Source organism: Nocardioides segetis (assembly GCF_051390595.1).
In the GTDB taxonomy this organism is placed as follows: domain Bacteria; phylum Actinomycetota; class Actinomycetes; order Propionibacteriales; family Nocardioidaceae; genus Nocardioides.
Window position 1 is genome coordinate 96,588 of the sequence record NZ_JBNINR010000014.1, and the last position, 24,050, is coordinate 120,637.

The window sequence follows — 24,050 nt, forward strand, 5'->3', positions numbered from 1 at the left end:
TAGTCCCGGTCGGCCGCGGTGGCACCGGGGTTTCGCCGGGCCACCGATGCCGAGGAGTGGCTCGAACGGTGCCGACGAGGACGGGTCCGGGTCACGTCTCCCACGCTGCTCGAGACCGGGTTCTCGGCACGCACTGCCGAGGACTGGGAGACAGTGATCGGCCGGCCGCCCATCTCGTGGTTCCCGGTCGAGTACCTCACGCCGACGATGGAGCGACGAGCACTCGAGGTGCAGGGCATCCTGGCCACGCGCGGCCAGCACCGGGCGCCGTCGGTGCCCGACCTGCTGATCGCCGCGGCCGCCGAGATCTCGGGTCTCGTCGTCCTCCACGTCGACAAGGACTTCGAGCTGATCGTCGAGGTGACGGGTCAGCAGGTCGAGCGACTCGACGTCAGCGAGGTCACTGGCTGACCAGCGCCGCTTCCACCTGCTGCTCGATCGAGGGCGCCAGCGCGTCGTCGCCGGTGACGATCTCGACCCGCTCGATCCGGCCGGTGAAGCGGTAGCCGTCGCGGGTGCCGTAGTCGTCGGTGACGGGGGTCCCGCGGTCGATGCCGACGTCGAGGGTCTGGTCCATCGAGAACATGCCGGGCAGGGAGCGTTCCAGGCGACCGTGCCCGACCTCCTCGCCGTCGAGCACGAGCGTGACGTCGGCGCCCTTGCCGAGCCCGCCGCCGTCGTACCCGAACCGGAGCTCGGCCACGTGCTCCCCCTCGCCGAGGCGGACCGCGGAGCGCACGTGCGTCCAGTCGACCGCCGCGTAGCTGTAGGCCCAGGTGAGGACGCCGTCCTTGACGTAGAGCGACCAGCCGCCGAAGTAGCCGCCCTGGGCGACGAGCACGCCCTGCGTCGAGGGTCCGCCCGAGAAGACGGCGCGGACCAGGTGCGAGGCGTTGCGGACGATCGGGACGGCGTCGTCGCGCAGGCGTCCCGACGTCGGGCCGAGCACGATCGACGCCGGGGGTGCCGGCCGGGCGCCGGCGGACCGGGCGAACTGCAGCTTGTCGTCCATGGGCAGCACGTGGTTGCGCCGCGCCTCGGCCAGGAAGAGCTCCTGGAGGGCGGCCAACCGCTCCGGCTCGGCGGCGGCGAGGTCGCGGGCCTGCGTCCAGTCGGTCGTGGTGTCGTAGAGCTCCCAGCGGTCGTCCTCGAAGCGCGGCGTCTCCGCGAACCGCGGGTGCCACGGCGCCTTGTGGGCGGCGACGGCGGTCCAGCCCTCGTGGTAGATCCCGCGGTTGCCGAACATCTCGAAGTACTGCGTGAGGTGCCGCTCCGCCGCGTGCGGGGCGTCGAAGGAGTAGGCGAACGAGACGCCGTCGAGGGGGGCCTGCTCGACGCCGTCGATCGTCCGGGGCACGGGCACGCCGGCGACCTCGAGCAGCGTCGGCAGGACGTCGTTGACGTGGTGCCACTGGTGGCGCACCTCGCCGCGCGCCCGGATGCCCGCGGGCCAGTGCACGACCAGCCCGTTGCGTGTCCCGCCGTAGTGCGACGCGACCTGCTTGGTCCACTGGTACGGCGTGTCCATCGCGACCGCCCACCCCGCGGGGTAGTGCGCGTAGGTGTCCGGCCCGCCGAGCTCGCCCGGACGCTCCGCGATGAACCGCGCGATCCGCTCAGGGTCTTCGTCGATGCCGTTGAAGTGCAGGCCCTCGTTGAGGGTCCCGGCGTCGCCGCCCTCGGCGGAGGCGCCGTTGTCGCCGAGGATGTAGAGCACGATCGTGTTGTCGAGCTCCCCACGCTCGCGGAGCGCCTCGATCACCCGCCCCACCTGGGCGTCGGTGTGCTCCGCGAACGCGGCGTACAGCTCCATCAGGGCCTGTCCGGTCTCCCGCTCGAGGTCGGAGACCTCGTCCCAGTGCGGGACGCCGGGCGTCCAGGGAGCCAGCTCCGCGTCGGGAGGTACGACGCCGAGCCGCTTCTGCCGCTCCAGGGTGATCTCGCGCTGGCGGTCCCAGCCGTGCGCGAACTCCCCGCGGTACCGGTCGCGCCACGACTCCGGGACCTGGAAGGGCGCATGGGTCGCGCCGAAGGCCAGGTAGCAGAACCACGGCTTGTCCGGCGCGTGGCGGCGCACGTCGCCGGTCCAGGCGATCGCGCGGTCGGCCAGGTCCTCGGAGAGGTGGTAGCCCTCCGCGGCGGTGCGCGGGGGGTCGACGAAGGTGGTGCCGTCGACGAGGGTCGGCTCGAACTGGCTGGCCTCGCCGCCGAGGAAGCCGTAGAAGCTGTCGAAGCCCTCGCCGGTCGGCCAGCGGTCGAACGGACCGGCGGCGGTCTGCTCCCACGGCGGGGTCTGGTGCCACTTGCCGAAGGCGCCCGTGCTGTAGCCGTTGCCGCGCAGGATCTGCGCGAGGGTCCCGGCACTGCGCGGCCGCTGGCCGTCGTACCCGGGGGCGCCGGTGGAGATCTCCATGACGGTGCCGACGCCGACGGCGTGGTGGTTGCGGCCGGTCATCAGGGCCGCGCGGGTGGGGGAGCAGAGCGCGGTGGTGTGGAAGCGGGTGTAGCGCAGGCCGTCCTCGGCCAGCTCCTCCGCGACCGGTGTGCGGCACGGCCCGCCGAAGACCGAGGGCGCGCCGAAGCCCATGTCGTCGAGCAGGACGACGAGCACGTTCGGCGCGCCCTCGGGGGCCCGCAGCCGCTCACGCAGCGGCAGCGGCGCGACCTGGTCGCGGGCGTCCAGCTCGGCCTCGAAGGGCGCGCGGTCGCGGTGGAAGGGCAGGTGGGTGCGGTCGGTCATCGGTGATCCGTTCTGTCGGTGAGGTCGTCGACCTCCGGGGGGAGGGAGTTGCCGCACCGGAACCCGACGTTGGCGGACGCCGAGTCGGGGGTGTTGCCGCTGCGGGCGGCGACGCGGTAGCGGTTGCAGTAGGAGTCGTGGCACAGGTACGAGCCGCCGCGCATGACGCGGTGGGTGCCGTGGTCCGGGCCGCGGGGGTCGGTGGCCGGACGGTCGGCGGGGAAGGTCGCGTAGTACGTCGGGTCGAACCGGTCGGCGCACCACTCCCAGACGTTGCCGACGGTCTGGAACAGGCCGTACCCGTTGGGCCGGTAGGACTTCACGGGTGCCGTGGTGAGGTGGCCGTCGTCGAGCGTGTTGGTCACGGGGAAGTGCCCCTGCCACACGTTGAGCCGCCAGGCGCCGCCGTCGTGGAGCTCGTCGCCCCACGGGAAGCGGCGGCCGGCGAGTCCGCCGCGGGCGGCGTACTCCCACTCGGCCTCGGTCAGCAGCCGCTTGCCCGCCCACCGGCAGTAGGCCTGGGCGTCGTGCCAGGTCACGTGCACGACCGGGTGGTGCGGCCGGTCGCCGATCGAGGAGCGCGGGCCCGCCGGGTGCCGCCAGTCGGCACCCTTGACCGCGACCCACCAGGGGGTGGTGTCGAGGCGGTGCAGCACGTCGCCGCGGGCCGCCTCGACCGCGAGGTGGAAGACCGCGGAGACGCCGAGCCGCTCGGCCTCGGTGACGTAGCCGGAGGTCTTCACGAACCGCGCGAAGGCCGCGTTGGTCACCGCCGTCTCGTCGACGAGGTACGGCGCCAGGGTGACCTCGTGCACCGGACCCTCGCCGTCCGCCGGGTCGCCGTCGCCGAAGGGGTCGCCCATCGCGAAGGTGCCGCCGGGGACGCGACGCTGGCCGCGGGTGTCGATCCGCCCGGTCGGGGGGCGGTACGGCGCGACCGGGTCGATGGTCAGCAGGTCGCCCTGCGCGACCGAGCCCGCGCAGCAGGTCCCGCTCACGACGCCAGCTCGCGCACCCGGCGGCCGCGGCGCGCCGGATCGGGCACCGGCACGGCGTCGAGCAGACGCCGCGTGTAGTCGGCCGTGGGCCGGGCGAAGACGGCGCCGACCGGGCCCACCTCGACCAGCCGCCCGGCGCGCAGCACCGCCACGCGGTCGGCCACCTGGTGCACGACGGCGAGGTCGTGGCTGATGAACAGGCAGGCGAACCCGAGCCGCTCCTGCAGGTCGCGGAACAGCTCGAGCACCCGCGCCTGCACCGACACGTCGAGCGCGCTGGTGGGCTCGTCGGCCACCAGCAGCGCGGGCTCCAGCGCGAGGGCGCGGGCCAGCGCGATCCGCTGCCGCTGACCGCCGGAGAGCTCGCGCGGCCGCCGGGCGGCGTACGACGCCGGCAGCTGGACCGCCTCGAGCAGCTCGGCGACCCGGGCGTCCCGCTCGGCGGGCGTGCCGACCCGGTGGATGTCCAGCGGCTCGCGGATGCTCGCACCGACGGCGTAGCGCGGGTCGAGCGAGGCCTCGGGGTCCTGGTGCACGAACGCCAGGCCCCGGCGCAGGTGGCGCCGCTGCGCGCGGGGCGCCGCCAGCACGTCCTCCCCGCGCAGCAGCACCTGGCCGCCGGCGAGCGGCACCAGGCCCGCGGCCAGCCGGCCCAGGGTGGTCTTGCCCGAGCCGGACTCGCCGACCAGCCCGACCACCTCGCCGGGCGCCACCGCGAGGGAGACGTCCGCGATCGCGGGGAAGGCGCGGCCGCGGCGGCTGGACCCGTAGTGCACGTGGACACCGCGGAACTCCACGGCCGGCACGGCCGCCCCCGCCGCCCCCGCCGTCCCCGCCGGTGCCGGCACCGGCGCCGCGTCCTCGGCGACGGGCTCGATCCCGCCGTCGAGCTCGGGCAGCCGTAGCACGGAGGCCAGCAGCGTCCTCGTGTACGGCTCGCGTGGCTGAGCGAAGAGCGCGCGGGTCTCGCCCTCCTCGACCACGTTCCCCGCCTGCAGGACCACGACCCGGTCGGCGATCTCCGCGACGACACCCATGTTGTGGGTGATCAGCACGATCGCGGTCCCGGTGCGCTCGCGGATCCGGTCGAGCAGCCGCAGGATCTCGGCCTGGACCGTGACGTCGAGCGCCGTCGTCGGCTCGTCGGCGAGCAGCACGTCCGGCTCGTTGGCGAGGGCGAGCGCGAGGACCACCCGCTGCTTCTGACCTCCGGAGAGCTGGTGCGGGTACGAACCGAGGCGCCGCTCCGGCTCCGGGATCTCGACCGCGCGCAGCAGCTCGACCGCCCGCTCCGTCGCGGCCTTCCGCGAGACGCTGCCGTGGGCCCGCAGCGCCTCGCGCAGCTGCCAGCCGATGGTGCGGACCGGGTTGAGGGCGGTCTGCGGCTCCTGGAACACCATCGCGATGCGGGCCCCGCGGATCCGGTTGAGCTCGGCCTCGGGAAGGCCGAGGATCTCCTCGCCGTCGTACCGGATCGACCCGGTGGCCCGCGCGCCCGGTGGCAGCAGGCCGAGGACCGCGCGCGCGGTCATCGACTTGCCGGAGCCGGACTCGCCCACCAGGGCGAGGATCTCGCCCCGGCGCAGGGTCACTGACACGTCCTCGACGGCGGGGCGCGGCTGGGCGAAGGAGATGGCGAGGTGCTCGATCGCGAGCACGGCCTCGGTCGAGTGCAGGTCAAGCACGGCGGGCCTCCGAGAGCGACTGGGAGATGAGGAGGAGGCCGAGGACCAGCGCGACCACGACGGCCAGCGGTCCCACGGCGAAGAAGGGGGCGTCGTGCAGCAGCCGGACGCCGTCCTTGATGAGCGAGCCGAGCGACGGGTTCGGCGGGCGGACGCCGAGGCCGAGGAAGCTCATCGCGCCCTCGATGAACACCGCGACCGACATCGACACGGCGAGCTGGACGGTCAGCGGCTCCAGTGAGTTGGGCAGCACGTGCTTGCGCAGCACCCACAGCGGCCCGGCGCCGACGACCTGCGCGGCCTCGACGAACGGCATCTCGCGGACCGTGCGGACCGCGGTGCGCACCAGCCGCCCGAAGACGGGGATCTCCAGGGCCACGATGACGATCCCGACGGTGAGCAGGCCGGGGCCGAAGAAGGCCGTCAGCAGGATGCCGAGGATGAGGGCGGGGAAGGCGAGCAGCAGGTCGAAGGCCCGCTGGGCGATGACGTCGGTGACCGACCACCAGCTGGTGACCAGGCCGAGCAGCACGCCGAGCACGGCGCCGACCGGCACCGCCGCGAACACGACGACCAGGTCGGCCCGGATGCCGTAGAGGGTCCGGGAGAGGATGTCGCGGTTGAGCTCGTCGGTGCCGAGCCAGTGCCCGGCACTCGGGCCCAGCAGGTTGGCGCCCGGGACCTGCTCGGTCGGTCCGTACGGCGCCACCAGCGGCCCGAGCAGGCCCAGCAGCACCACGGCGCCGACCAGCACGAGCCCGGCCAGGCCGCGCCCGCGGACCAGGGCGGACAGCAGCCCGTGGCGCCGCGCGGGGGCGGGATCACCGGGGACCGGGCCGACCGGCACCGGGGAGAGCGGCTCCTCCAGGGAGACGTCGACGGATGCGGACATCACGAGGCTCCGTTCGTGCCGGCGGTCAGGCGCACGCGCGGGTCCAGCCACGCGTGGATCAGGTCGCTGGCGAGCTGGGTCAGCACGAACACCACGACCGAGAGCAGCAGCAGGACCTGCACGACGGGGTAGTCGCGCGACGAGATGCCCTGCTCGATGAGCCGGCCCAGGCCCGGCCAGGCGAACACCGCCTCGACCAGGATCGCGCCGCCGAGGAGGGTGCCGAACTGGATGCCCAGCACCGTGATCGACGACGGCAGCGCGTTGCGCAGCGCCTGGGTGAGCACGATCCGGCGCCGTGGGATGCCCAGCGCCCGCGCGGTGGTGACATAGGGCTGTCGCAGCTGGGTGCGCAGCGCCTCGGTGAGGAAGCGGGTCAGCGCCGCCCAGGCCGGGAGGGCGAGGGCCAGGCCCGGCAGCAGGAGGTACTGCAGGGCGATGTCGGGATGGGCGAAGAAGCCGCCCGGCGGCGTACCCCCGGCCGGCAGCACGGGGAAGCGCACCGCGAACACCAGCACCAGCACCAGCGCCGTCGCGAACGTCGGCACCGCCACCGCGGCCGTGTTGAGCGCGGACAGCAGCGAGTTCAGCCAGCGCCGGTCCCACACGACGGCGGCCGTGCTGGTCACGAGCGCGCCGACCGAGGCCAGCAGCAGCGCGAACAGGGTCAGCACCACGGTGTTGAGCGCGCCGTCGGCGATCAGGCTGCCCACGTCGCCCCCGAGCTTGTACGACGGCCCGAGGTCCAGCCGGGCGAGATCGCCGAGCCAGTGCAGGTACTGGCTCCAGAACGGCTGGTCCAGCCCGAGCTCCGCGCGGATGGCCGCGCGGGAGGCGGGCGTGGCGTCCGGCCCGGCGAGCACCGAGACCGGGTCGCCGGGCACCAGCCGGATCAGGGCGAAGATCCCGATCGACGCGAGCACCGTCACCAGCAGGGCCGAGCCCAGCCGGTGGAGGAGGTAGCGGATCATCGCCGGCTCACTTCGTCAGGTAGGTGTCGTAGAACAGCGGCTCGCCCCGCTTGGTCTGGCCGATGTCGTGGACCTGCGTGCTGCTCGCGTCCTGCGGCAGCGTGATCGCGATCTCCAGCAGGAACGAGCCCTTCAGCAGCGCCTCGTTGAGCGCGGCGTAGTCGGCCGGGGCGACGTCGCCCGGCTTCTGGTTCCACACCTTGTCGGCGATCGCCTTGTAGTCCGCGTCGACGTACAGCGAGGCGTTGTGGTCGGCGTTGAACGGGTACGCCGACACCGCGAGCGTCGACGGCGTGTAGTGCGCGTAGGCGTGGTTGAGGATCCACAGTCCCTCGAACTTCGCGCCGATCAGCTGCTGGATCACCTGCGCCTGCTCCTGCGGGTCCAGCTCCACCTCGATGCCGACCTTCGCCAGGTCAGCCTGGACGATCTGCGCGATGGCGCCGTAGGCCGGGTTCTCCGACGGATAGGTCAGCGGGAGCTTCGGGATCGTCACGCCGTCGGCCTTCGCCTCCTCGACCAGGGCCTTGGCCTGGTCGAGGTCGAAGTCGTAGGTCGCGTTCGCGTCCTCGTCGTAGGCCGGCGAGTAGTCCGGCCACGGCAGGCTGATCGGGATGGCGGCCCCGCGGTAGACCTCGTCGACCACGCGCTCGCGGTCCAGGGCGTGGGCGATCGCCTGGCGGACCCGCACGTCGGACAGCGCCGGGTTCGTCACGTTGGTGCCGACGTACACCTGGCCCTCGGAGCCGTTCCACTGGTTGACGCGGAACGCCCCGTCCTCGCCGAGGCTCTCGAAGTCGCGGTACGACGCGCCGAGGATGAGGTCGAGCTGGTGGGCGCGGAGCTGGGAGACCTGGGCCTGCGGGTCCGGGATGATGCTGACGTCGATGCCGTCGAGGGCGGGCCTGCCGCGCCAGTAGTCGTCGTTGCGGGTGAAGCTGATCTTCGCGCCCGGGCTCCAGCTCGCGAACTCGAACGGACCGGTCCCGACGAACGCCTTGCCCTCACGGAGCTGGTCGATCGACTCGGAGTCGATGATCGGCAGCATGTCGAGCAGGTCGAAGACGTTGCTCAGCGGGTGCGCGAAGGTCAGCGTGATCGCGTGCTCGTCGCTGGTGTCGAAGCCGGTGATCGCCGCCGCGGTGCGCTGGAGCTGCACCGTCCAGACCGGGTCCGCCCACGTCTTGATGCTGAACTCGACGTCCTTGCTGGTGAAGGGGCGGCCGGAGTGGAAGGTGACGTCGTCGCGCAGCTGCAGGGTCAGCCGGGTGCCGTCCGCCGACTGCTCCCACGACGTCGCCAGCGACGGCTGCGGCTCGAGCTCGTCGAGGGGGTAGTCGACGAGCGAGTCGTAGACGCTGCCGATGAGCAGGTTGATGGCGTCGCCGGAGTTGGTGAAGATCCGCGCCGGGATGATGTCGTTGAGGGCGCCGACGCGCAGCGTGCCGCCCTCCTGGCGCTCGCCGGAGCCGGCCTTCAGCTCGTCCACGGCCGAGGAGCACGCGGTCGCCGCCAGGAGCGTGGCGAGCGCGAGCACGGTCGTGAGCAGGCGGCGGGCACGGCGGCCGGGCCGTCGGCCGGCCCGTCGGCTGAGGAGCCGGTCGGGTCGTCGGCGCGGGTGCGCGGGGGCAGGAGTGGGCACGGGTGTTCCTTTCGCCGGGTGTGCGGGAGGTCCGAGAGGGTGGGGATCGTCAGGCGCCGAGCGGACGTCGACACGCGCCGTCCGCCTCGACGCACCCGAGGGGGTCGTCGAGGACGGGGCCGAGCGCGACGGTGCAGGCGCTGATCGCCTGGATGTCGCCGCCGAAGCGGGTGAACGAGACCGGCACCGGGTGATCCAGCGCCGTGTGGGCGTCGTAGGCGTCGACGACGACGTCGAGCAGCCGGGGATCGCCGGTGAAGGCCTGACCGACCAGCACGACCCGGTCGGGGGAGAGCATGTCGCGGACCGAGCCGGCCACCGCGCCGAGCAGGCGGGCCCGCTCGACGCCGGCCCGCGCGTCGGCGAGGGCGTCGGCGGTGACGGCGAGGCAGCCGGTGCGCCCGCAGGGGCACGGTACGTCGCCGCCGGTGGGGAAGTGCATGAGGCCGGCCGCCCGGGTGACGTCGGTCTGCACGCCGCGGTCGACCGCGACCGACCAGCCCATCGTGTCGCGGGCGTAGACGTAGAGCGTGAGGCCGCCGGTGCCGGTGCGGCCCTGCCGGCGGTGCAGGAACTCGGCGGCGGCGACCGCGGAGATGTGGTCGCCGGTGCGGACCGGGAGCCCGGTCAGCTCGTGCAGCTCCGCCTCGCGCTCGGTCGGGACCAGCCCGATCTCGCGCCACGGCGCCACCAGGCCGGCGGCGAGCGGGACCCGCCCCGGATGCGCACCGAGCAGGGTGGCGGCCTCCCGGCTGAGCTGCTCGAGGTCGGGCTCGGCGCCGAGCGGGCGGCGTACCGTCTGCGCGGCGAGGACCCGGCCGGTCAGGTCGCCGAGGGCGACCGTCGCGATGCGCCGGCCGATGTGGACGCCGATCGTGACGTAGCGGTCGGGGTCGATCTCGACCGGCACGCCCGGGCGGCCGGTGGCGCCGGGCCGGGCCCGGTCGGGACGCTCGCGCAGCAGGCCGCGCTCGACGAGCAGGGCGACGGTGCGGCCGACGGTGGCGATGCTCAGGCCGGTCGCGGCGGCGACCTCGTCACGGGAGGCCCGGCCCGCGGCCCGGACCTGCTCCAGCACCTGGGTCGCGGTCGGGCTGAACCGGCCCCGCGACACGGTGATGATCGGGGAGCGCGTCACGCCGTACCTCCTCGCCGGGTCTCTCGATCGAATGTCTATCAACCTACTCGACAAACTGTAGATCACTCCGGCCGCCGGTGCGCAAACCGGTCCCGCGATCCGGGCGGGTTCGGCTCACCGTGAGCGGAAGCCTTGTCCGGCGCGGGATTCCTCCCCACCGTTGGGCCTCGTCCGATTCCCCAGCGACCGAAGGATCCACCCATGACCATCAGCCTCGACCGCGAGACCACCGCTGCCCCCGGGGCGATCACCGTGACCAGGCTCGGCAGCCGGATCGGTGCCCGGATCGACGGCGTCCGCCTCGGTGGCGACCTCGCGCCGGCGACCGTGGCCGAGATCCGGGCGGCGCTCAACGAGCACAAGGTCGTCTTCTTCCGCGGCCAGGACCACCTCGACGACGACGCGCAGATCGCCTTCGGCGAGCTGCTCGGGCCGCTCACGACCGCCCACCCGACGGTGAACACGGGCAGCGCGCGCGTGCTCGCCCTCAAGGCCACCAAGGGCATGGCCGCCAACTCGTGGCACACCGACGTGACCTTCGTGGACCGCGTGCCCGCGTTCTCGATCCTGCGCGGCGTGACGATCCCCGCGTACGGCGGCAGCACGGTCTGGGCCAACACGGTCACGGCGTACGCGTCGCTCCCGCCGCAGCTCAAGGCCCTCGTCGACGACCTGTGGGCGGTGCACACCAACGACTACGACTACGCCAACCACTACACCGAGGAGGGCGAGGCCAACTCCCAGTTCAGCCGGGCCGAGTTCGCCTCGACCGTCTACCAGACCGAGCACCCCGTCGTCCGGGTCCACCCGGAGACCGGCGAGCGCGCGCTGCTCCTGGGGCACTTCGTGAAGAACTTCGTCGGCTTCAACTCCAAGGAGTCGGCGGCCCTGTTCAACCTGCTCCAGGACCGGGTCACCAAGCTCGAGAACACCGTGCGCTGGGCCTGGCGGGCCGGCGACGTCGCGATCTGGGACAACCGGGCCACCCAGCACTACGCGGTCGCCGATTTCGACACACAGCTGCGCGAGGTCCGCCGGATCACCGTGCAGGGGCCCGTCCCGGTGTCGATCGACGGCCGCGAGAGCCGGGTGCTCCGGGGCTCGGCCGACGTCTACAACCGGCTCGACGAGCTGATCAGCTGAGTGTGGATCCAGGCTGAGTCGTCCACCGGTTCCGGGCCGTCCCGGGTGGTCCGGGCCGGGGCGTAGCGTCGGTGGCATGACTCCTGCCGATCTGCTGACCGACGCCTTCTCCCGCGTCCTCGGCGTCGTTGAGTCGGTCCTCGACGGCGCCGACGACGCGCTCCTCCTCCAGCGCCCGGGCCCGGACGCCAACCCGATCGCCTGGCTGGTCTGGCACCTGACCCGGGTGCAGGACGACCATGTCGCCGACGTCGCCGGGACAGGCCAGATCTGGACCGACGAGGGGTACGCCGAGCGGTTCGCGCTCCCGCTCGACCCGGGCGACATCGGCTACGGCCACACGGCCGAGCAGGTCGGCCTCGTCCGCGCCCCCGCCGGCCTGCTGCTCGACTACTACCGCGCCACCCATGCCCGGACCCTGGCCTTCGTCGGCGCCGTGGACCCCGACGAGCTCGACCGGGTCGTTGACACGCGCTGGGACCCGCCCGTCACCCTCGGGGTCCGGCTGGTCAGCGTGGTCGACGACTGCGCCCAGCACGCCGGCCAGGCGGCCTACGTGCGGGGGCTGCTGACGTCCCGAAGGGGCCCGAGTCCGCTGCTGGCGTCGATCGACGAGCTCGAGTCGGGGCGCGGCGGCGAGCAGTAGCACGCCGTCCGCTCGACTGGCGGCCGGTTGTCAGCACGACCCGCCGAGACATCGATCCGCTGTTGCTGACAGACGCCGGGTGGTCGGGTGGACGGCGTGTTGCTGCGCCCTCCGGATCGCCGCGCATCACACCGCGGCCACCAGCTCCCGCACGATCTCGCCCGCCGGCCGCGCCTGCGCGCCGCGCCAGCCCGTGCCGGCCCACAGGTGCAGCCGGTGCGGGTCGCCCGTGCGGGCGGCGGTGCGGCGCAGGTCGCGGGTCAGGTGGTGCAGCTCCGGATAGCCGTACGGCGCCGCGGCGTGGTGTCGCTCGACGAACCCGTTGCGCAGCGCCCGGGCGGGCCGTCCGGTGAAGCAGTGGGTGACCACGGTCGTGGTGAACGCGGGGTCCGCCAGCGCGCCGCGGTGGGTGGCGCTGGTGCCCGCCTCGGTGGCGCGGAGCAGGAGGGTGCCGACCGCGACGGCCTCGGCGCCCGCCGCCAGCAGCACGGGTACGGCGCCGGGCCCGTCGACGCCGCCGGCCGCGACGAGCGGCAGCCGCGTCACCGCGGCCACGGCACGCACGACGTCCGCGGTGTCGTCGGCGGTCGCGACCTCGGGGACCGGGCGACGGGGGTCGAAGGTGCCGCTGTGCCCGCCCGCCGCCGGCCCCTGGACGACCAGTCCGTCCACCCCTGCCTCCTCGGCGGCGCGCGCCTCGTCGGGCGTCGTGACGGTCGCCAGCACGCGTGAGCCCGCCGCCCGGAGGGCGGCGATGTCGGTCCGGTCGGGCAGGCCGAAGGTGAGGGACACGACCGGCGCCGGATGGGCGAGGAGCAGGTCCACCTTGGCGCGCCAGGCGTCGTCGTCATGGCGGGGGTCGGCCGGCAGCTCGACGCCCAGGGCCTCGGCCTCGGGGCGGACCGCCGCCGCGTAGGCGGCGTACGCATCGGGGTCGAGGGCGCCGGGCTGCGGCACGAACAGGTTGACGCCGAACGCGCGCCCGCCGGCGTGTGCGGCCGCGAGGTCGTCGGCGAACACCTCCGCCGAGAGGTAGCCGGCGGGCAGGAAGGCGAACCCGCCCGCCTCGCTCACCGCCGTGGCGAGGGCGGGGGTGGACGGGCCGCCGGCCATGGGGGCCGCGGCGAGGGGGAGTGCGGAGTCGAGGAGAGGCACCGCTCCAGGATGCCCGGCGCCGCCTCACGTCGCCGAGTGCTCCCCTGTCGCCGCCGCCCGCCGGACCGTTGACGGACCGCCGGTTGACAGATCGGTAAACAGTGCTGTTTCTTTTACTCGCGAGTAGCTGGATCCTTGGGAGGGGATGAGCGCGTGGTGGACTGTCGTGTGCGACCGATGCTGGCTCGGCGACTTCCGGCGGTGATCGGCGCGGCGGCCCTGACGCTGCTCGGCATGCCCCTGACGGCGGCCCAGGCGACCCTCGGTCCCGACCAGGACATCAGCGTCAGCGGCGTCGAGTACGCCTGCAAGGCCAAGAACGCGGTGATCGACGCGACCGTCGGCGGTCCGCAGAAGTTCATCGTCAACGCGCGCTCGACCGTGCCCTCCAGCTTCGACGGCGGGGAGACCATCCCCACCCTGCCCGCCTCGCTGGACCTGGTCATGCCCACGGCCCTGATGGACAAGATCCGCATCCTGCCGACCAACGGACCCAGCGGCCGCGTCGACCGCCTCGGTGGCAGCGCGACGGCCGACGTGGTGCTCGAGGGCGTGCCGAGCAGCGGGACGACCCAGGTCGTCAACCGGCCGGTGCAGAACCTCGCCGCTCCGATGCAGAACGTGCCGGCGACCGGACCGATGACGATCGGCGACGTGAACGGCACCGTCGCCTCCTTCACGGCACCCACCATCGGCGGCGACGGCCTCGTGTACGTCTCGCTGCCGTTCTACTTCCAGCTGCACGCCAAGCTCGACCCGCCCGTGCTGGGCTCGATCGCCGAGACCGACCTCGACTGCTACCGCCTCGCGGACACCGCCGACCAGCGGGTGATCGGGACGATCGACGTCGGCGCGGGCTGCAGCACCAGCGCCTGCCCGATGCCCGCGGTGGATCGCTCGAAGGAGCCGAGCTGGGTGCAGCGGGTCCGTGGCGGCGGCACCGGCAACCCGGGGAACCCCGGCAACCCGGGCAACCCGGGCAACCCCGGCAACCCGGGCACGCCCGGCAGTCCGAACCCGGGCACGGGCGTCGAGCCCGGAGCCGCCACGCCGGGTGGTGACGACGACTCCGCGGGCGGCGGCCGGAACAAGAACGGCGGCGGTGGCGACGGTGGCCGCGACGAGGTCGTCGTGACGCAGGCGCTCGCCGACACCGGCTCGCCCGTCGCGGGCTGGGTCTACGGCCTGCTCGCGGTGGCCGTGCTGGCCCGCATCGGACTGGCCGTCCGGCGACGCACGCTGCTGCGGCGGTGAGCGCGCTCGCCGCTGCCGGACGACCCTTCACCGCTGCCGGTCGCCTCTTCGCGTTCGGCGCGGACACCTTCCTGGCGCTGTTCCGCGGGCCCCTGCAGGTCCGCGAGTTCGTCCAGCAGGCGTGGTTCCTCGCCTCGGTGACGATCGTTCCGACGGCCCTGGTGGCGATCCCGTTCGGCGCCGTGATCGCCCTGCAGGCGGGAAGCCTGATCCAGCAGTTCGGCGCCCAGTCCTTCACCGGCTCGGCCGCGGTGCTCGCGATCGTCCGTGAGGCGGGTCCCATCGCGACCGCGCTCCTGGTGGCCGGCGCCGGCGGCTCCGCGATCGCGGCCGACCTGGGCGCGCGCAAGATCCGCGAGGAGCTCGACGCCCTCATGGTGATGGGCATCGACCCGGTGCAGCGGCTCGTCGTACCCCGGGTGCTGGCCAGCATGCTCGTCGCGGTCTTCCTCAACGGCCTGGTCAGCTTCGTCGGCGTCCTCGGCGGCTACTTCTTCAACGTGATCCTGCAGGGTGGCACCCCGGGTGCCTACCTGGCGAGCTTCACCGCCCTCGCCCAGCTGCCCGACCTGTGGCAGGGCATGGCCAAGGCGCTGGTGTTCGGGCTGATCGCCGGCGTGTGCGCGGCCTTCAAGGGCATGAACGCCGGCGGCGGTCCGCGCGGCGTGGGCCAGGCCGTCAACGAGACGGTCGTGATCACGTTCCTGCTGCTCTTCGTGGCGAACTTCGTGATGACGACGCTCTACTTCCAGATCATCCCGGCCAAGGCGTTGTGATGGCGACCCTCGACTCCCTGCGCCAGCGGTCCACCGGCTTCGTCGACGAGCTCGGCCGCCAGCTGGTCTTCTACCTGCGCGCGATCTCGTGGCTGCCCGGGACCCTCGTCCGCTACCCGCGGCAGACGTTCCAGCTGCTCGGCGAGGTGGCCTTCGGCCAAGGGGCGCTGGCCGTCATCGGCGGCACCGTCGGCGTCGTCGTCGCGATGGCCTTCTTCACCGGCACCGAGGTCGGCCTGCAGGGCTACACGGCGCTCAACCAGCTCGGGGCGGGCGCCTTCGCCGGCTTCTTCTCGGCCTACTTCAACACGCGGGAGATCGCGCCGCTCGTCACGGGCATCGCCCTCGCGGCCACGGTCGGCTGCGGCTTCACCGCCCAGCTCGGCGCGATGCGGATCTCCGAGGAGGTCGACGCGCTCGAGGTGATGGCGATCCGCTCCCTGCCCTACCTCGTCGGGACGCGCGTGATCGCCGGCCTGATCGCCGTGATCCCGCTCTACGTCGCGGGCCTGCTGTCGTCGTACGCCGCCACCCGGTTGACCGTGACCCTGGCGTACGGGCAGAGCAGCGGGACCTACGACCACTACTTCACCCTGTTTCTGCCACCGGCCGACATCGCGTGGTCGTTCGTCAAGGTGCTGGTCTTCGCCGTCGTGGTGATCCTGGTGCACTGCTACTACGGGTTCACCGCGACGGGCGGTCCGGTCGGGGTGGGCATCGCGGTGGGTCGTGCCGTGCGGACGTCGATCGTGGCGATCAACGTGATCGACCTGCTCCTGTCGATGGCGATCTGGGGGACGACCACCTCCGTCAGGCTGGCCGGCTGATGGCCCGGATCGCGCTCCACGAGCGCACCGGCGTGGTGCGCACGGGCGGCATCGTCTTCCTCGTCCTCATGCTGGCCCTCGTCTGGCTGACCCACGCCGTCTTCACGAAGCGGTTCAGCGACGACGTGCCGGTGACCGTCGTCAGCGAGCGCGTCGGGCTCGCGCTGAGCAAGAACGCGGACGTGAAGCTGCGCGGCGTGATCGTCGGGCGGGTGGAGACCATCGCGGTCGACGGCGGCTCCGCCGAGATCGACCTCCGGCTCGACCCCGACCTCGCCGCGACCATCCCGGCGCAGGTGGAGGCGTTCATCGTGCCGAAGACGCTGTTCGGGGAGAAGTACGTCGACCTGCGCCCGCTCGCCGGCGCCGGCGGCCGGGCCATCACCGCCGGCGCCCGGATCCGGCAGGGCACGGTCCCGATCGAGATCGAGCGACTGCTCGACGACGCGTACCCGCTGCTCACCGCGGTGGAGCCGGCGCAGCTCTCGGCCGCGCTGACCGCGCTGTCCGAGGCCCTCGACGGCCAGGGCGACACCTTCGGTGCCTCGCTCGGCGATCTCGAGGAGTACCTCGTGAAGCTGGAGCCGCTCAGCGACGAGCTCGTCGAGGACATCGTCGCCCTCGGTCAGGTCGCCGAGACCTACGGGGACGCCATGCCCGAGATCGGCGACCTGCTCGCCGACGCCGTCGTCACCGGCGACACCGTCGTCGCGAAGCAGCAGCAGATCGAGAAGCTCTTCGCCGGCGTCGACGAGCTGGCGGACACCGCCGAGTCGTTCCTCGACGAGCACGGCGACGACGTGATCACCCTCGCCCGCGAGTCGCAGGCCACGCTCGACCTCCTCGCCCGCTACGCGCCGACCCTGAGCTGCGTGCTGACCGGCATCGAGGGGCTCATGCCGCGTCTCGACGAGGCGTTCCGCGACCAGCGCGCCCATGTCTCCATCGAGTTCGGGCCGCGGGTGCCGACCGGGTACGCCGCCGGTGAGGGCCCGCGATACCCGGCCGTCGGCCGCGCGCCCGCCTCGGACTGCCGCACCCTGCCCAACCCGCCGTACGACGGCGAGAAGCCGGCGCCCGGCGCACCGGCGAGCCTGCTCGCCCTCTTCGGCATCGGCGAGCACCGACGGGCCATGGTCGCGGAGCTGGTCGCCGGCGCGGCGGGCGTGGATCCCCGCGACGTGCCCGACCTGGCCACGGACGTCGCGTCGCCGGCCCTCCAGGGAGCGGAGGTGAGCGTGCGGTGATGCGCTGGGACCGCGCGAGCGTCGGGGCGCTGGTGAAGCTGCTGGCCTTCCTCGTGGCCACCGCGCTGATGACGACCGCCATCGCCATGGTCATCGGCAACGCCTCCTTCGAGGAGCGCACCGAGTACGAGGCCGTCTTCACCGACGCCACCAGCCTGGTGACCGGTGACGACGTACGGATCGCCGGGGTGCGGGTCGGCCGGGTGACCGACGTCGACGTCCGCAACGGGACCGAGGCCGTGGTCGGCTTCTCCGTCGACTCCTCGGTCACCCTCACCGACACGACGCTCGCCGCCCTGCGCTACCGCAACATGGTCGGCCAGCGCTACCTGACGCTGACTCCCGGCATCGAGGGCGGCGAGCCACTGCGCGCGGGCGCCACGATCCCGGTCGGGCGCACCACGCCCGCGCTCGACCTGACGGCCCTGTTCGCGGGGTTCAAGCCCCTGTTCCAGGCCCTCGACCCCGAGCAGACCAACCAGCTCGCCTTCGAGCTGATCCAGGTGTTCCAGGGCGAGAGCGGCACGGTGGAGTCCCTCCTCGACCGGACCGCGTCGCTCACCGGGACGCTGGCCGACCGCGACCGGCTGATCGGCGACCTGATCGACAACCTCACCGCCGTCCTCACCACGTTCAACGACCGGGACACCGAGCTGGCCGACACGATCTCGACGCTGCAACAGCTCATCACCGGCCTGGCCGGCGACCGGGAGCGGCTCCTCGGCGGGCTCGACCCGATCGCGGACCTGGCCGACTCGACGGCGGGGCTGCTCGCCGACATCCGCGAGCCGCTGGCCGCGGATCTCGCCGGCCTGGCGAAGCTCAGCGCCAGCCTGGACACCCCCTCGGCGCGCGCCCGGCTCGACCAGACGGTGAAGGTGCTGCCGATCAAGCTCGACAGCCTCACCAGCGCCATGGCCTACGGATCCTTCTTCAACTTCTACATCTGCGAGATCGGCGTGCGCGGGTCGCTGCCGGCGCTGCCGACGGTCCAGGGCTGGCAGCAGCGCCGCGAGTTCTTCACGACGACGCGCGTACGGGTCGAGGGAGAGGGCGTGGAGCGATGCCGGTGAAGCCCATCCATGACCGCAACCCCACCGTCGTCGGCGTCATCGGCGTCGCGATCCTGGCCCTCGGGCTGGCGCTCGCCCTCGGCGCCCGACACCTCCCGCTCATCGGGGACGGCGCGACCTACCGCGCGCAGTTCACCGAGGTCGGCGGACTGAAGAAGGGCGACGACGTCCGGATGGCCGGCGTCCGCGTCGGGAAGGTCACCGGGCTCGACCTGGACGGCGCCACCGTCACGGTGTCGTTCACGATGAGCAGCGACGCCGACCAGCTGCGCGCCGACACCGAGGCCTCCATCCGGATCAAGACCCTGCTCGGGACGATGTACGTCGCTCTCGAGCCCAAGGGCACGGGCCGTCTCGACGCCGACGACACGATCCCGACCTCGCGGACGACGCCGCCGTACGACGTCGTGGCCGCCTTCTCGGACCTGGCGACGACGACCCAGGAGATCGACACCGACCAGCTCGCGCATGCGATGGACGTCCTCGCCGACGCGACCGAGGACACCCCGGAGGCCTTCCGGGGCACGGTTGACGGCATCGCCCGGCTCTCGCAGAACCTCGTCAAGCGCGACGAGCAGATCGACGCGCTGCTGCGGAACCTCTCGGGCGTCGCCGGCACGCTCGACGCGCGCAAGGAGGAGCTCGCCCGGCTGTTCCGCGACGGGGGCACGCTGTTCGCCGCGCTGACAGCGCGCCGGCAGGCGGTGCACGACCTGCTCGTCGCGGTGCGGGAGCTGAGCACGCAGCTGCGGGGGCTGGTGCGCGACACCGACGCCACGCTGAAGCCGACCCTGCGCCACCTCGACAGCGTGCTCGACGTCCTCGAGAGCAACGAGGCGAACATCGACGCCGCACTGACGAAGCTGCCCACGTTCTACGACGGGGTCAACGACGCGACCGGCAACGGCCCGTGGATCGACGGCTTCATCTACAACCTGATGAGCATGCTGGGGGTGCCGGGACTGTGAGTGCCCTCGGGACAGACGGCGGCCGAGGCCGCCGCATCCGACCGCGAGCGGTCGTCGGCGTCGTCGCGCTGTTCGCCGTCGTGGTGACCGTCGCCTTGGCCGGCGCGGGCGTCATCCGGCTGTGGCCCGGTCCGGGGCACCAGCAGCTGACCGTCGACTTCAGCCGGACGGTCTCGCTCTACCCGGGATCGAACGTCCGGATCCTCGGCGTCACCGTCGGGACCGTCGACTCCGTCACGCCCATGGGGACGAAGGTGCGGGTCAAGCTGTCCTGGGACGCGCGCTATCCCGTCCCCGAGGACGTGCGCGCCGTGATCGTGTCGCCGGCGATCATCGGCGACCGGTTCATCCAGCTCACTCCCGCCTACGAGGGCGGCGCGAAGCTGGCCGACGGCTCCTATCTCGACCAGGCGCGCACCGAGGTCCCGGTCGAGCTGGACGAGACCTACGCGGCACTCGACCAGCTCGCGACGGCGCTGGGGCCCGACGGCGCCAACCGGGACGGAGCCCTGGCCCGGCTGGTGACCAACGGCGCCCGCAACCTCGACGGGCAGGGTGCTCGGCTGAACCAGTCGATCACCGCGCTCTCGGAGCTCAGCAGCACGTTCGCCGACAACAAGGACGAGTTCTTCGAGGCGATCACGAAGCTCGCCGGCTTCGTGCAGATGCTGGACGCCAACGACGCCGCCGTCCGCGAGTTCAACAGCAGCCTGTCGGCGGTCTCCCAGGTGCTCGCGGGCGAGCGCGACGACCTGACCGCGGCGCTGTCCTCCCTGGCCGGCTCCCTCGGTGAGGTCGAGCGCTACGTGGCCCGCAACCGCAGCTCTCTCAAGGGCACCGTCCGCGGCCTGGCGAAGGTCGCGGAGACCCTGGCCCGCAACAAGGAGCACCTGGCCGAGGTCCTCGTCGGCGGTCCCGACGCGATCACGCACCTCGCGGCGGCCTACAACCCGGCCACGGGCACCCTGGACACCCGCGGCCTGCTCAAGTCGCCGACCAGCGACGACTTCTCGCTGCTGACCCAGCCCGCGGTGGTCGGCGCGTACTGCGGCATCGCGGCGGAGCAGAACCCCGACCAGGCCGACGCCTGCTACGCGGTCGGCCGGGTCCTCCAGCAGTTGGCCGCCGCCGCGTCCCCGTCCGCCGCGACCGCCGCGACCGGCACGTCCGGCACGTCCGGCACGACCGGTAGGGCGGGGCGGCCGGCCGATGCCGGCGGCGTCGAGGCGTTGCTGGGGGTGGCGCCGTGATCGGCGGTCGCGCCCGGGTCGCCGTACCGGCGGCGGCGTCCCTCGTCCTGGCCCTCGCCGGCTGCTCGGGGTCCGTCGGCGACGTGCCGCTCCCCGGCGGTGCCGACGTCGGGGACCGGCCGTACACCGTCACCGTCGACTTCGAGAACGTGCTCGACCTGGTCCCGCAGAGCGCGGTCAAGGTCAACGACGTCTCGGTCGGCCGGGTCACCGACGTCTCCCTGAAGGGATGGCACGCGCGGGTGCGGCTGCTGATCAACGGGGACGTTGCCCTGCCCGACGACGCGACCGCGAGCATCCGGCAGACCAGCATCCTGGGGGAGAAGTTCGTCTCCCTCGCCCCGCCCGTCGACGGCGGCTCCGGCCGGCTCGGCGACGGCGACGCGATCCCGATCGCCCGCACCGGTCAGAACCCGGAGATCGAGCACGTGCTCGGTGCCCTGTCGATGGTCCTCAACGGCGGCTCGGTGGCGAAGCTCGCCGCGATCACCAGGGAGCTCAACGACACCGTCGAGGGCCGCGAGAGCGACCTGCGCATCCTGCTGCGCCGCCTCGACACGATCATCGGCACGGCCGACGACTCCAAGCGCGACCTGGTGAAGGCGCTGCGTCAGATCGACCGGTTGGCCGCCGCCACCCGCAGCCAGACCACGGCGATCGAGTCCGCTCTCGACCGGCTCCCCGCCGCGCTGCGCGTCCTCGACTCCCAGCGCGACGACCTGGTGGAGATGATCGCGTCCCTCACCTCGCTCAGCGACGTGGCGACCGAGGTCATCGACAAGTCCCACGCCGCGACGGTGCGCGACCTGCGGAAGCTGGCCCCGATCGTGGCCCACCTGGCCCGCAGCGGAGACGCGCTCGTCGACGCCCTGCGGGTGCTGCCGACCTTCCCGTTCCCGGACGCCGTGGTGGGCAACACCCCCGAGCAGGCGGCGCAGGCCGCGACCGGCGACTACCTCAACACGGTGATGGACTTCAACACCCACTTCGGCACGACCTTCGCCGCGATGACGCCGGTCGAACGCGACGCCATGGTCGCCTGGCTGCAGTCCCAGGACGGCGTGGCCTCGGCCGTGGCGGGGAGCGCGGTCCAGTGAGACTCACCCTGCGCACCCAGCTCGTCGCCCTGCTGGTGATCGCCATCGCCGGATCCACCTGGATCGGCGCCCGCTACGCCGACCTGGGCCGCCTGGTCGGCCGGGGCGGGTACACCGTGACCGTGCATCTCGCCGACTCGGGCGGCATCTTCGCCGGCGCGGACGCGACGTACCGCGGCGTGAGCATCGGCCGGGTCCGGACGATGACGCTCACCGCGGGCGGGGTCGACGTCGAGGTCGAGATCGAGCGCTCGACCCGGGTGCCCTCCGACACGATCGCGGTCGTCGCGAACAAGTCCGCGGTGGGCGAGCAGTACCTCGACTTCCAGCCGCGCAGCGACGGGGGACCCTACCTGCGCGACGGGTCGGAGATCGCCCGCAGCGAGACGAGGATCCCGGTGCGCACCGACGCGCTGCTGACGAACCTCGACGCGCTGGTGGCCTCGGTCTCCACCGAGGACCTGCGCACCGTGGTCGACGAGCTCGGGGCGGCTTTCTCGGGCACGGGGCCGCAGCTGCGCCGGCTGATCGAGACGTCGACCGACGTGATCGCCACCGCGCAGGAGAAGTACGACGTCACCGCGCAGCTGATCAGGGACTCCACGGGGGCCCTCCAGGCCCAGCTGGACCACGGGGACAACATCACCACCTTCGTGCACAACCTCGCCCTGCTCTCGGAGGCGATCCGGGCGGCGGACCCCGACCTGCGCAGGGTGATCGACGACGGCGCCACCGCGGCCCGCACACTGGAGGCGGTGATCGCGGAGAACGCCAAGCCGCTCGGACGGCTGGTCGAGAAGATGGTGACGACGAATCGGGTGGTGCGTGCGCACCTGCCGGGCATCCAGGGCGTGCTGGTGCTGGCGCCGTACGGGCTCGAGGGGGCGTACTCGATCCTCGCCAAGGATCCCGTGACGGGGAAGTACGCCGCCCGGTTCAGCCTCGCCATGCAGCCCGCACCGGACATCTGCACCAACGGGACGCCGGTGCGCCCGCCGTTCGACACCTCCCCCGTGCCCTTCGAGGAGCGGAAGGGGAAGGTCGGCTCGTGCACCGCGCCGCGGATCGTGGCGACCTACGACGAGACGACGAAGCGCCTGCTGCCCGGGGTGGGAGTCCCCGAGACGGCGGCCGAGGACGAGGGAGGTGAGTCGTGGCGATCACTGGTCGTCGGAGCGGCGGTGCAGGAGTGAGTGAGCCGAGCGAGCGATGGCCGGCTGCGCGGCCGGTGGCGCTGGTCCTGACGCTGGTGCTCGTCGCCGGCCTCGCCCTCGGTGTCTGGGCACTGGTGCGTCCGGTGTCCGCCCAGGAGGAGCGGGCCGACGCGGCCGCGGACGCCGTCGCGGCGGCATCGCGGTTCGCCGCGAGCGTCAACACCTACGACGTCGCGGACGTGGCGGCGTACACCGACCGGGTCGCGGCGCTGCTCACCGAGCCGTTCGCCGAGCAGTTCCGGGCGTCCACGGACGGCCTGCTCGCCGCCTACGCGGAGACCGGGCTGGCCAGCACCGGGAAGGTGCGTCAGGCGGCCGTCGACAGCATCGACGCCGACTCCGCGCAGATCCTCGTCGCCGTCGATGCGGAGACCACGCCGGCGGGGCTGCTGGCCAACCCGCCGCGGTTGCGCTGGGAGGTCTCCCTCGTCCGGGAGAAGGGACGCTGGCTGGTCGACGACTTCCGCGCCGTGGAGGCGGCCGCGCCCGCGGCGCCGGAGGGGCCGGGCACGGACCGCGGCGAGGGCCGGAACAAGGGCAAGGGCAAGGGCCAGGGCGAGAGCACGGGCGAGCGCACGGGCGAAGGGGCGAGCGAGTGAGCATCCGACAGCCGCGACGCTCCACCGCCGCGCCGCGCCGCCGCCCGCGCGTCGCGGGTCAGCCCGCGAGCCCCCGGGTCACGCCGGAGCCGGCCGGGCAGGAACCGGCCGGGCCGGAATCCGCCGACGGGCGGGCCACCGCGGCGCGGTCGGGCAACGGGTCGAAGGGTGCCGGCGAGGGACGTCCGCGCCGCCGCGTGCCCCGCCGCAGTTGGCGGTGGCTCGCGCCGCTGGTGGCGGCGAGCCTGGGCGCGGCGGCGTTCGGCACCGTGGCGACGGTGGAGCGGGCCGGTCGCGACGGAGAGGCCGCCGATCTGGCCGCCGCGCAGGAGGCCGCGGCCTCGGCGGCCGCAACCGCGGCCGAGGACATCCTCAGCTACGCCCACACCACGGTCGCCGACGACCTCGCGGCCGCGCAGAAGCGGATGACGCCCGCGTTCGCCGAGGACTTCGCCGAAGTGGTGCCCACCGTGACCTCGCTGGCCGAGCAGCGCCAGCTGGTCGTGACGGCGACGGTCCGCAATGTCGCCGTCGTCGAGTGCGGGGAGGAGTGCTCCACCTCGACGGTGCGGGTGCTGCTGTTCGTCGACCAGGAGCGGACCGGGGAGGGCAAGGCCCTCGACCCGATCGAGGTCCGCACGGTGCTGACCATGACCCGCGCGGACGGGGCCTGGCTGGTCAGCGACTCGGTCTCCCTCTGATCCCGGCCCGCGTCCTCCCCGCCGTACGCCGGGG

The 24,050-nt window shown here is 73.2% G+C and carries 22 protein-coding genes; 14 read left to right on the top strand and 8 right to left on the bottom strand.

What is annotated here, in order from left to right; all coding sequences use genetic code 11:
• Window positions 1-18: 18 nt before the first annotated feature.
• Window positions 19-411, top strand: coding sequence for a PIN domain nuclease (locus ACPZVR_RS20265; protein ID WP_436701487.1), 393 nt, complete (start codon window positions 19-21; stop codon window positions 409-411).
• On the opposite strand, the gene ACPZVR_RS20270 is transcribed toward ACPZVR_RS20265, so the two are convergent.
• From ACPZVR_RS20270 to ACPZVR_RS20300, 7 genes are read right to left on the bottom strand one after another with little or no spacing between them, the layout of a single operon-like run.
• Window positions 401-2,740 (bottom strand): arylsulfatase, encoded by a 2,340-nt coding sequence (locus tag ACPZVR_RS20270; protein WP_436701488.1) that lies wholly within the window; start codon window positions 2,738-2,740, stop codon window positions 401-403. The genes ACPZVR_RS20265 and ACPZVR_RS20270 overlap by 11 nt on opposite strands.
• Window positions 2,737-3,738 (bottom strand): formylglycine-generating enzyme family protein, encoded by a 1,002-nt coding sequence (locus ACPZVR_RS20275; RefSeq protein ID WP_436701489.1) that lies wholly within the window; start codon window positions 3,736-3,738, stop codon window positions 2,737-2,739. Before ACPZVR_RS20275 ends, ACPZVR_RS20270 begins: the two co-directional genes overlap by 4 nt.
• Window positions 3,735-5,423, bottom strand: a complete 1,689-nt coding sequence (locus tag ACPZVR_RS20280; RefSeq protein ID WP_436701490.1) for a dipeptide ABC transporter ATP-binding protein — start codon at window positions 5,421-5,423, stop codon at window positions 3,735-3,737. Before ACPZVR_RS20280 ends, ACPZVR_RS20275 begins: the two co-directional genes overlap by 4 nt.
• A complete protein-coding gene (locus tag ACPZVR_RS20285; protein ID WP_436701491.1) occupies window positions 5,416-6,315 on the bottom strand; it encodes an ABC transporter permease in 900 nt (299 codons plus the stop codon). Before ACPZVR_RS20285 ends, ACPZVR_RS20280 begins: the two co-directional genes overlap by 8 nt.
• Complete coding sequence (locus tag ACPZVR_RS20290) at window positions 6,315-7,286, bottom strand: ABC transporter permease (protein ID WP_436701492.1); 972 nt, start codon at window positions 7,284-7,286, stop codon at window positions 6,315-6,317. The genes ACPZVR_RS20285 and ACPZVR_RS20290 overlap by 1 nt, the downstream gene beginning before the upstream one ends.
• Window positions 7,287-7,293: 7 nt before the next feature.
• Window positions 7,294-8,928: an ABC transporter substrate-binding protein gene (locus ACPZVR_RS20295; protein ID WP_436701493.1), complete on the bottom strand. Its 1,635-nt coding sequence runs from the start codon at window positions 8,926-8,928 to the stop codon at window positions 7,294-7,296.
• Window positions 8,929-8,977: 49 nt separating this feature from the next.
• On the bottom strand, window positions 8,978-10,066 hold the full coding sequence (locus ACPZVR_RS20300; protein WP_436701494.1) for an ROK family transcriptional regulator: 1,089 nt from the start codon (window positions 10,064-10,066) through the stop codon (window positions 8,978-8,980).
• A 201-nt stretch (window positions 10,067-10,267) separates the two neighbouring features.
• Between ACPZVR_RS20300 and ACPZVR_RS20305 the strand changes: the two genes are divergently transcribed.
• Complete coding sequence (locus tag ACPZVR_RS20305) at window positions 10,268-11,209, top strand: TauD/TfdA dioxygenase family protein (RefSeq protein WP_436701495.1); 942 nt, start codon at window positions 10,268-10,270, stop codon at window positions 11,207-11,209.
• Window positions 11,210-11,285: 76 nt separating this feature from the next.
• On the top strand, window positions 11,286-11,855 hold the full coding sequence (locus tag ACPZVR_RS20310) for a mycothiol transferase (RefSeq protein ID WP_436701496.1): 570 nt from the start codon (window positions 11,286-11,288) through the stop codon (window positions 11,853-11,855).
• Between the two features lie 126 nt (window positions 11,856-11,981).
• On the opposite strand, the gene ACPZVR_RS20315 is transcribed toward ACPZVR_RS20310, so the two are convergent.
• Window positions 11,982-13,010, bottom strand: a complete 1,029-nt coding sequence (locus tag ACPZVR_RS20315) for an NAD(P)H-dependent flavin oxidoreductase (RefSeq protein ID WP_436701497.1) — start codon at window positions 13,008-13,010, stop codon at window positions 11,982-11,984.
• A 177-nt stretch (window positions 13,011-13,187) separates the two neighbouring features.
• On the opposite strand from ACPZVR_RS20315, the gene ACPZVR_RS20320 reads away from it, so the two are divergent.
• From ACPZVR_RS20320 to ACPZVR_RS20370, 11 genes are read left to right on the top strand one after another with little or no spacing between them, the layout of a single operon-like run.
• Entirely contained in the window at window positions 13,188-14,264 is a 1,077-nt protein-coding gene (locus ACPZVR_RS20320; protein ID WP_436701498.1) for a DUF6801 domain-containing protein, read from the top strand.
• Window positions 14,261-15,040: an MlaE family ABC transporter permease gene (locus tag ACPZVR_RS20325; protein ID WP_436701499.1), complete on the top strand. Its 780-nt coding sequence runs from the start codon at window positions 14,261-14,263 to the stop codon at window positions 15,038-15,040. The genes ACPZVR_RS20320 and ACPZVR_RS20325 overlap by 4 nt, the downstream gene beginning before the upstream one ends.
• Entirely contained in the window at window positions 15,040-15,867 is an 828-nt protein-coding gene (locus tag ACPZVR_RS20330) for an ABC transporter permease (protein ID WP_436701500.1), read from the top strand. Before ACPZVR_RS20325 ends, ACPZVR_RS20330 begins: the two co-directional genes overlap by 1 nt.
• On the top strand, window positions 15,867-17,114 hold the full coding sequence (locus ACPZVR_RS20335) for an MCE family protein (protein ID WP_436701501.1): 1,248 nt from the start codon (window positions 15,867-15,869) through the stop codon (window positions 17,112-17,114). Before ACPZVR_RS20330 ends, ACPZVR_RS20335 begins: the two co-directional genes overlap by 1 nt.
• Window positions 17,114-18,187, top strand: a complete 1,074-nt coding sequence (locus ACPZVR_RS20340) for an MCE family protein (RefSeq protein ID WP_436701502.1) — start codon at window positions 17,114-17,116, stop codon at window positions 18,185-18,187. Before ACPZVR_RS20335 ends, ACPZVR_RS20340 begins: the two co-directional genes overlap by 1 nt.
• Window positions 18,184-19,155 carry an MCE family protein gene (locus ACPZVR_RS20345; protein WP_436701503.1) on the top strand — a complete coding sequence of 324 codons (972 nt, stop codon included), beginning with the start codon at window positions 18,184-18,186 and terminating at the stop codon, window positions 19,153-19,155. The genes ACPZVR_RS20340 and ACPZVR_RS20345 overlap by 4 nt, the downstream gene beginning before the upstream one ends.
• Window positions 19,152-20,405, top strand: a complete 1,254-nt coding sequence (locus ACPZVR_RS20350; RefSeq protein WP_436701504.1) for an MCE family protein — start codon at window positions 19,152-19,154, stop codon at window positions 20,403-20,405. The genes ACPZVR_RS20345 and ACPZVR_RS20350 overlap by 4 nt, the downstream gene beginning before the upstream one ends.
• Window positions 20,402-21,502 carry an MCE family protein gene (locus ACPZVR_RS20355; protein WP_436701505.1) on the top strand — a complete coding sequence of 367 codons (1,101 nt, stop codon included), beginning with the start codon at window positions 20,402-20,404 and terminating at the stop codon, window positions 21,500-21,502. The genes ACPZVR_RS20350 and ACPZVR_RS20355 overlap by 4 nt, the downstream gene beginning before the upstream one ends.
• Window positions 21,499-22,695, top strand: a complete 1,197-nt coding sequence (locus ACPZVR_RS20360) for an MCE family protein (RefSeq protein ID WP_436701506.1) — start codon at window positions 21,499-21,501, stop codon at window positions 22,693-22,695. The genes ACPZVR_RS20355 and ACPZVR_RS20360 overlap by 4 nt, the downstream gene beginning before the upstream one ends.
• Window positions 22,692-23,315, top strand: coding sequence for an Rv1363c family protein (locus tag ACPZVR_RS20365; RefSeq protein ID WP_436701507.1), 624 nt, complete (start codon window positions 22,692-22,694; stop codon window positions 23,313-23,315). Before ACPZVR_RS20360 ends, ACPZVR_RS20365 begins: the two co-directional genes overlap by 4 nt.
• Window positions 23,312-24,016, top strand: coding sequence for a hypothetical protein (locus ACPZVR_RS20370; RefSeq protein WP_436701508.1), 705 nt, complete (start codon window positions 23,312-23,314; stop codon window positions 24,014-24,016). The genes ACPZVR_RS20365 and ACPZVR_RS20370 overlap by 4 nt, the downstream gene beginning before the upstream one ends.
• The last annotated feature ends 34 nt before the right edge of the window (window positions 24,017-24,050 follow it).

Bases quoted from the DNA above. Each gene is read 5' to 3' on its own strand.
- ACPZVR_RS20330 (WP_436701500.1), top strand. From the start codon at position 15,040: ATGGCGACCCTCGACTCCCTGCGCCAGCGGTCCACCGGCTTCGTCGAC.
- ACPZVR_RS20310 (WP_436701496.1), top strand. From the start codon at position 11,286: ATGACTCCTGCCGATCTGCTGACCGACGCCTTCTCCCGCGTCCTCGGC.
- ACPZVR_RS20320 (WP_436701498.1), top strand. From the start codon at position 13,188: ATGCTGGCTCGGCGACTTCCGGCGGTGATCGGCGCGGCGGCCCTGACG.
- ACPZVR_RS20335 (WP_436701501.1), top strand. From the start codon at position 15,867: ATGGCCCGGATCGCGCTCCACGAGCGCACCGGCGTGGTGCGCACGGGC.
- ACPZVR_RS20270 (WP_436701488.1), bottom strand. From the start codon at position 2,740: ATGACCGACCGCACCCACCTGCCCTTCCACCGCGACCGCGCGCCCTTC.
- ACPZVR_RS20305 (WP_436701495.1), top strand. From the start codon at position 10,268: ATGACCATCAGCCTCGACCGCGAGACCACCGCTGCCCCCGGGGCGATC.
- ACPZVR_RS20285 (WP_436701491.1), bottom strand. From the start codon at position 6,315: ATGTCCGCATCCGTCGACGTCTCCCTGGAGGAGCCGCTCTCCCCGGTG.
- ACPZVR_RS20290 (WP_436701492.1), bottom strand. From the start codon at position 7,286: ATGATCCGCTACCTCCTCCACCGGCTGGGCTCGGCCCTGCTGGTGACG.
- ACPZVR_RS20340 (WP_436701502.1), top strand. From the start codon at position 17,114: ATGCGCTGGGACCGCGCGAGCGTCGGGGCGCTGGTGAAGCTGCTGGCC.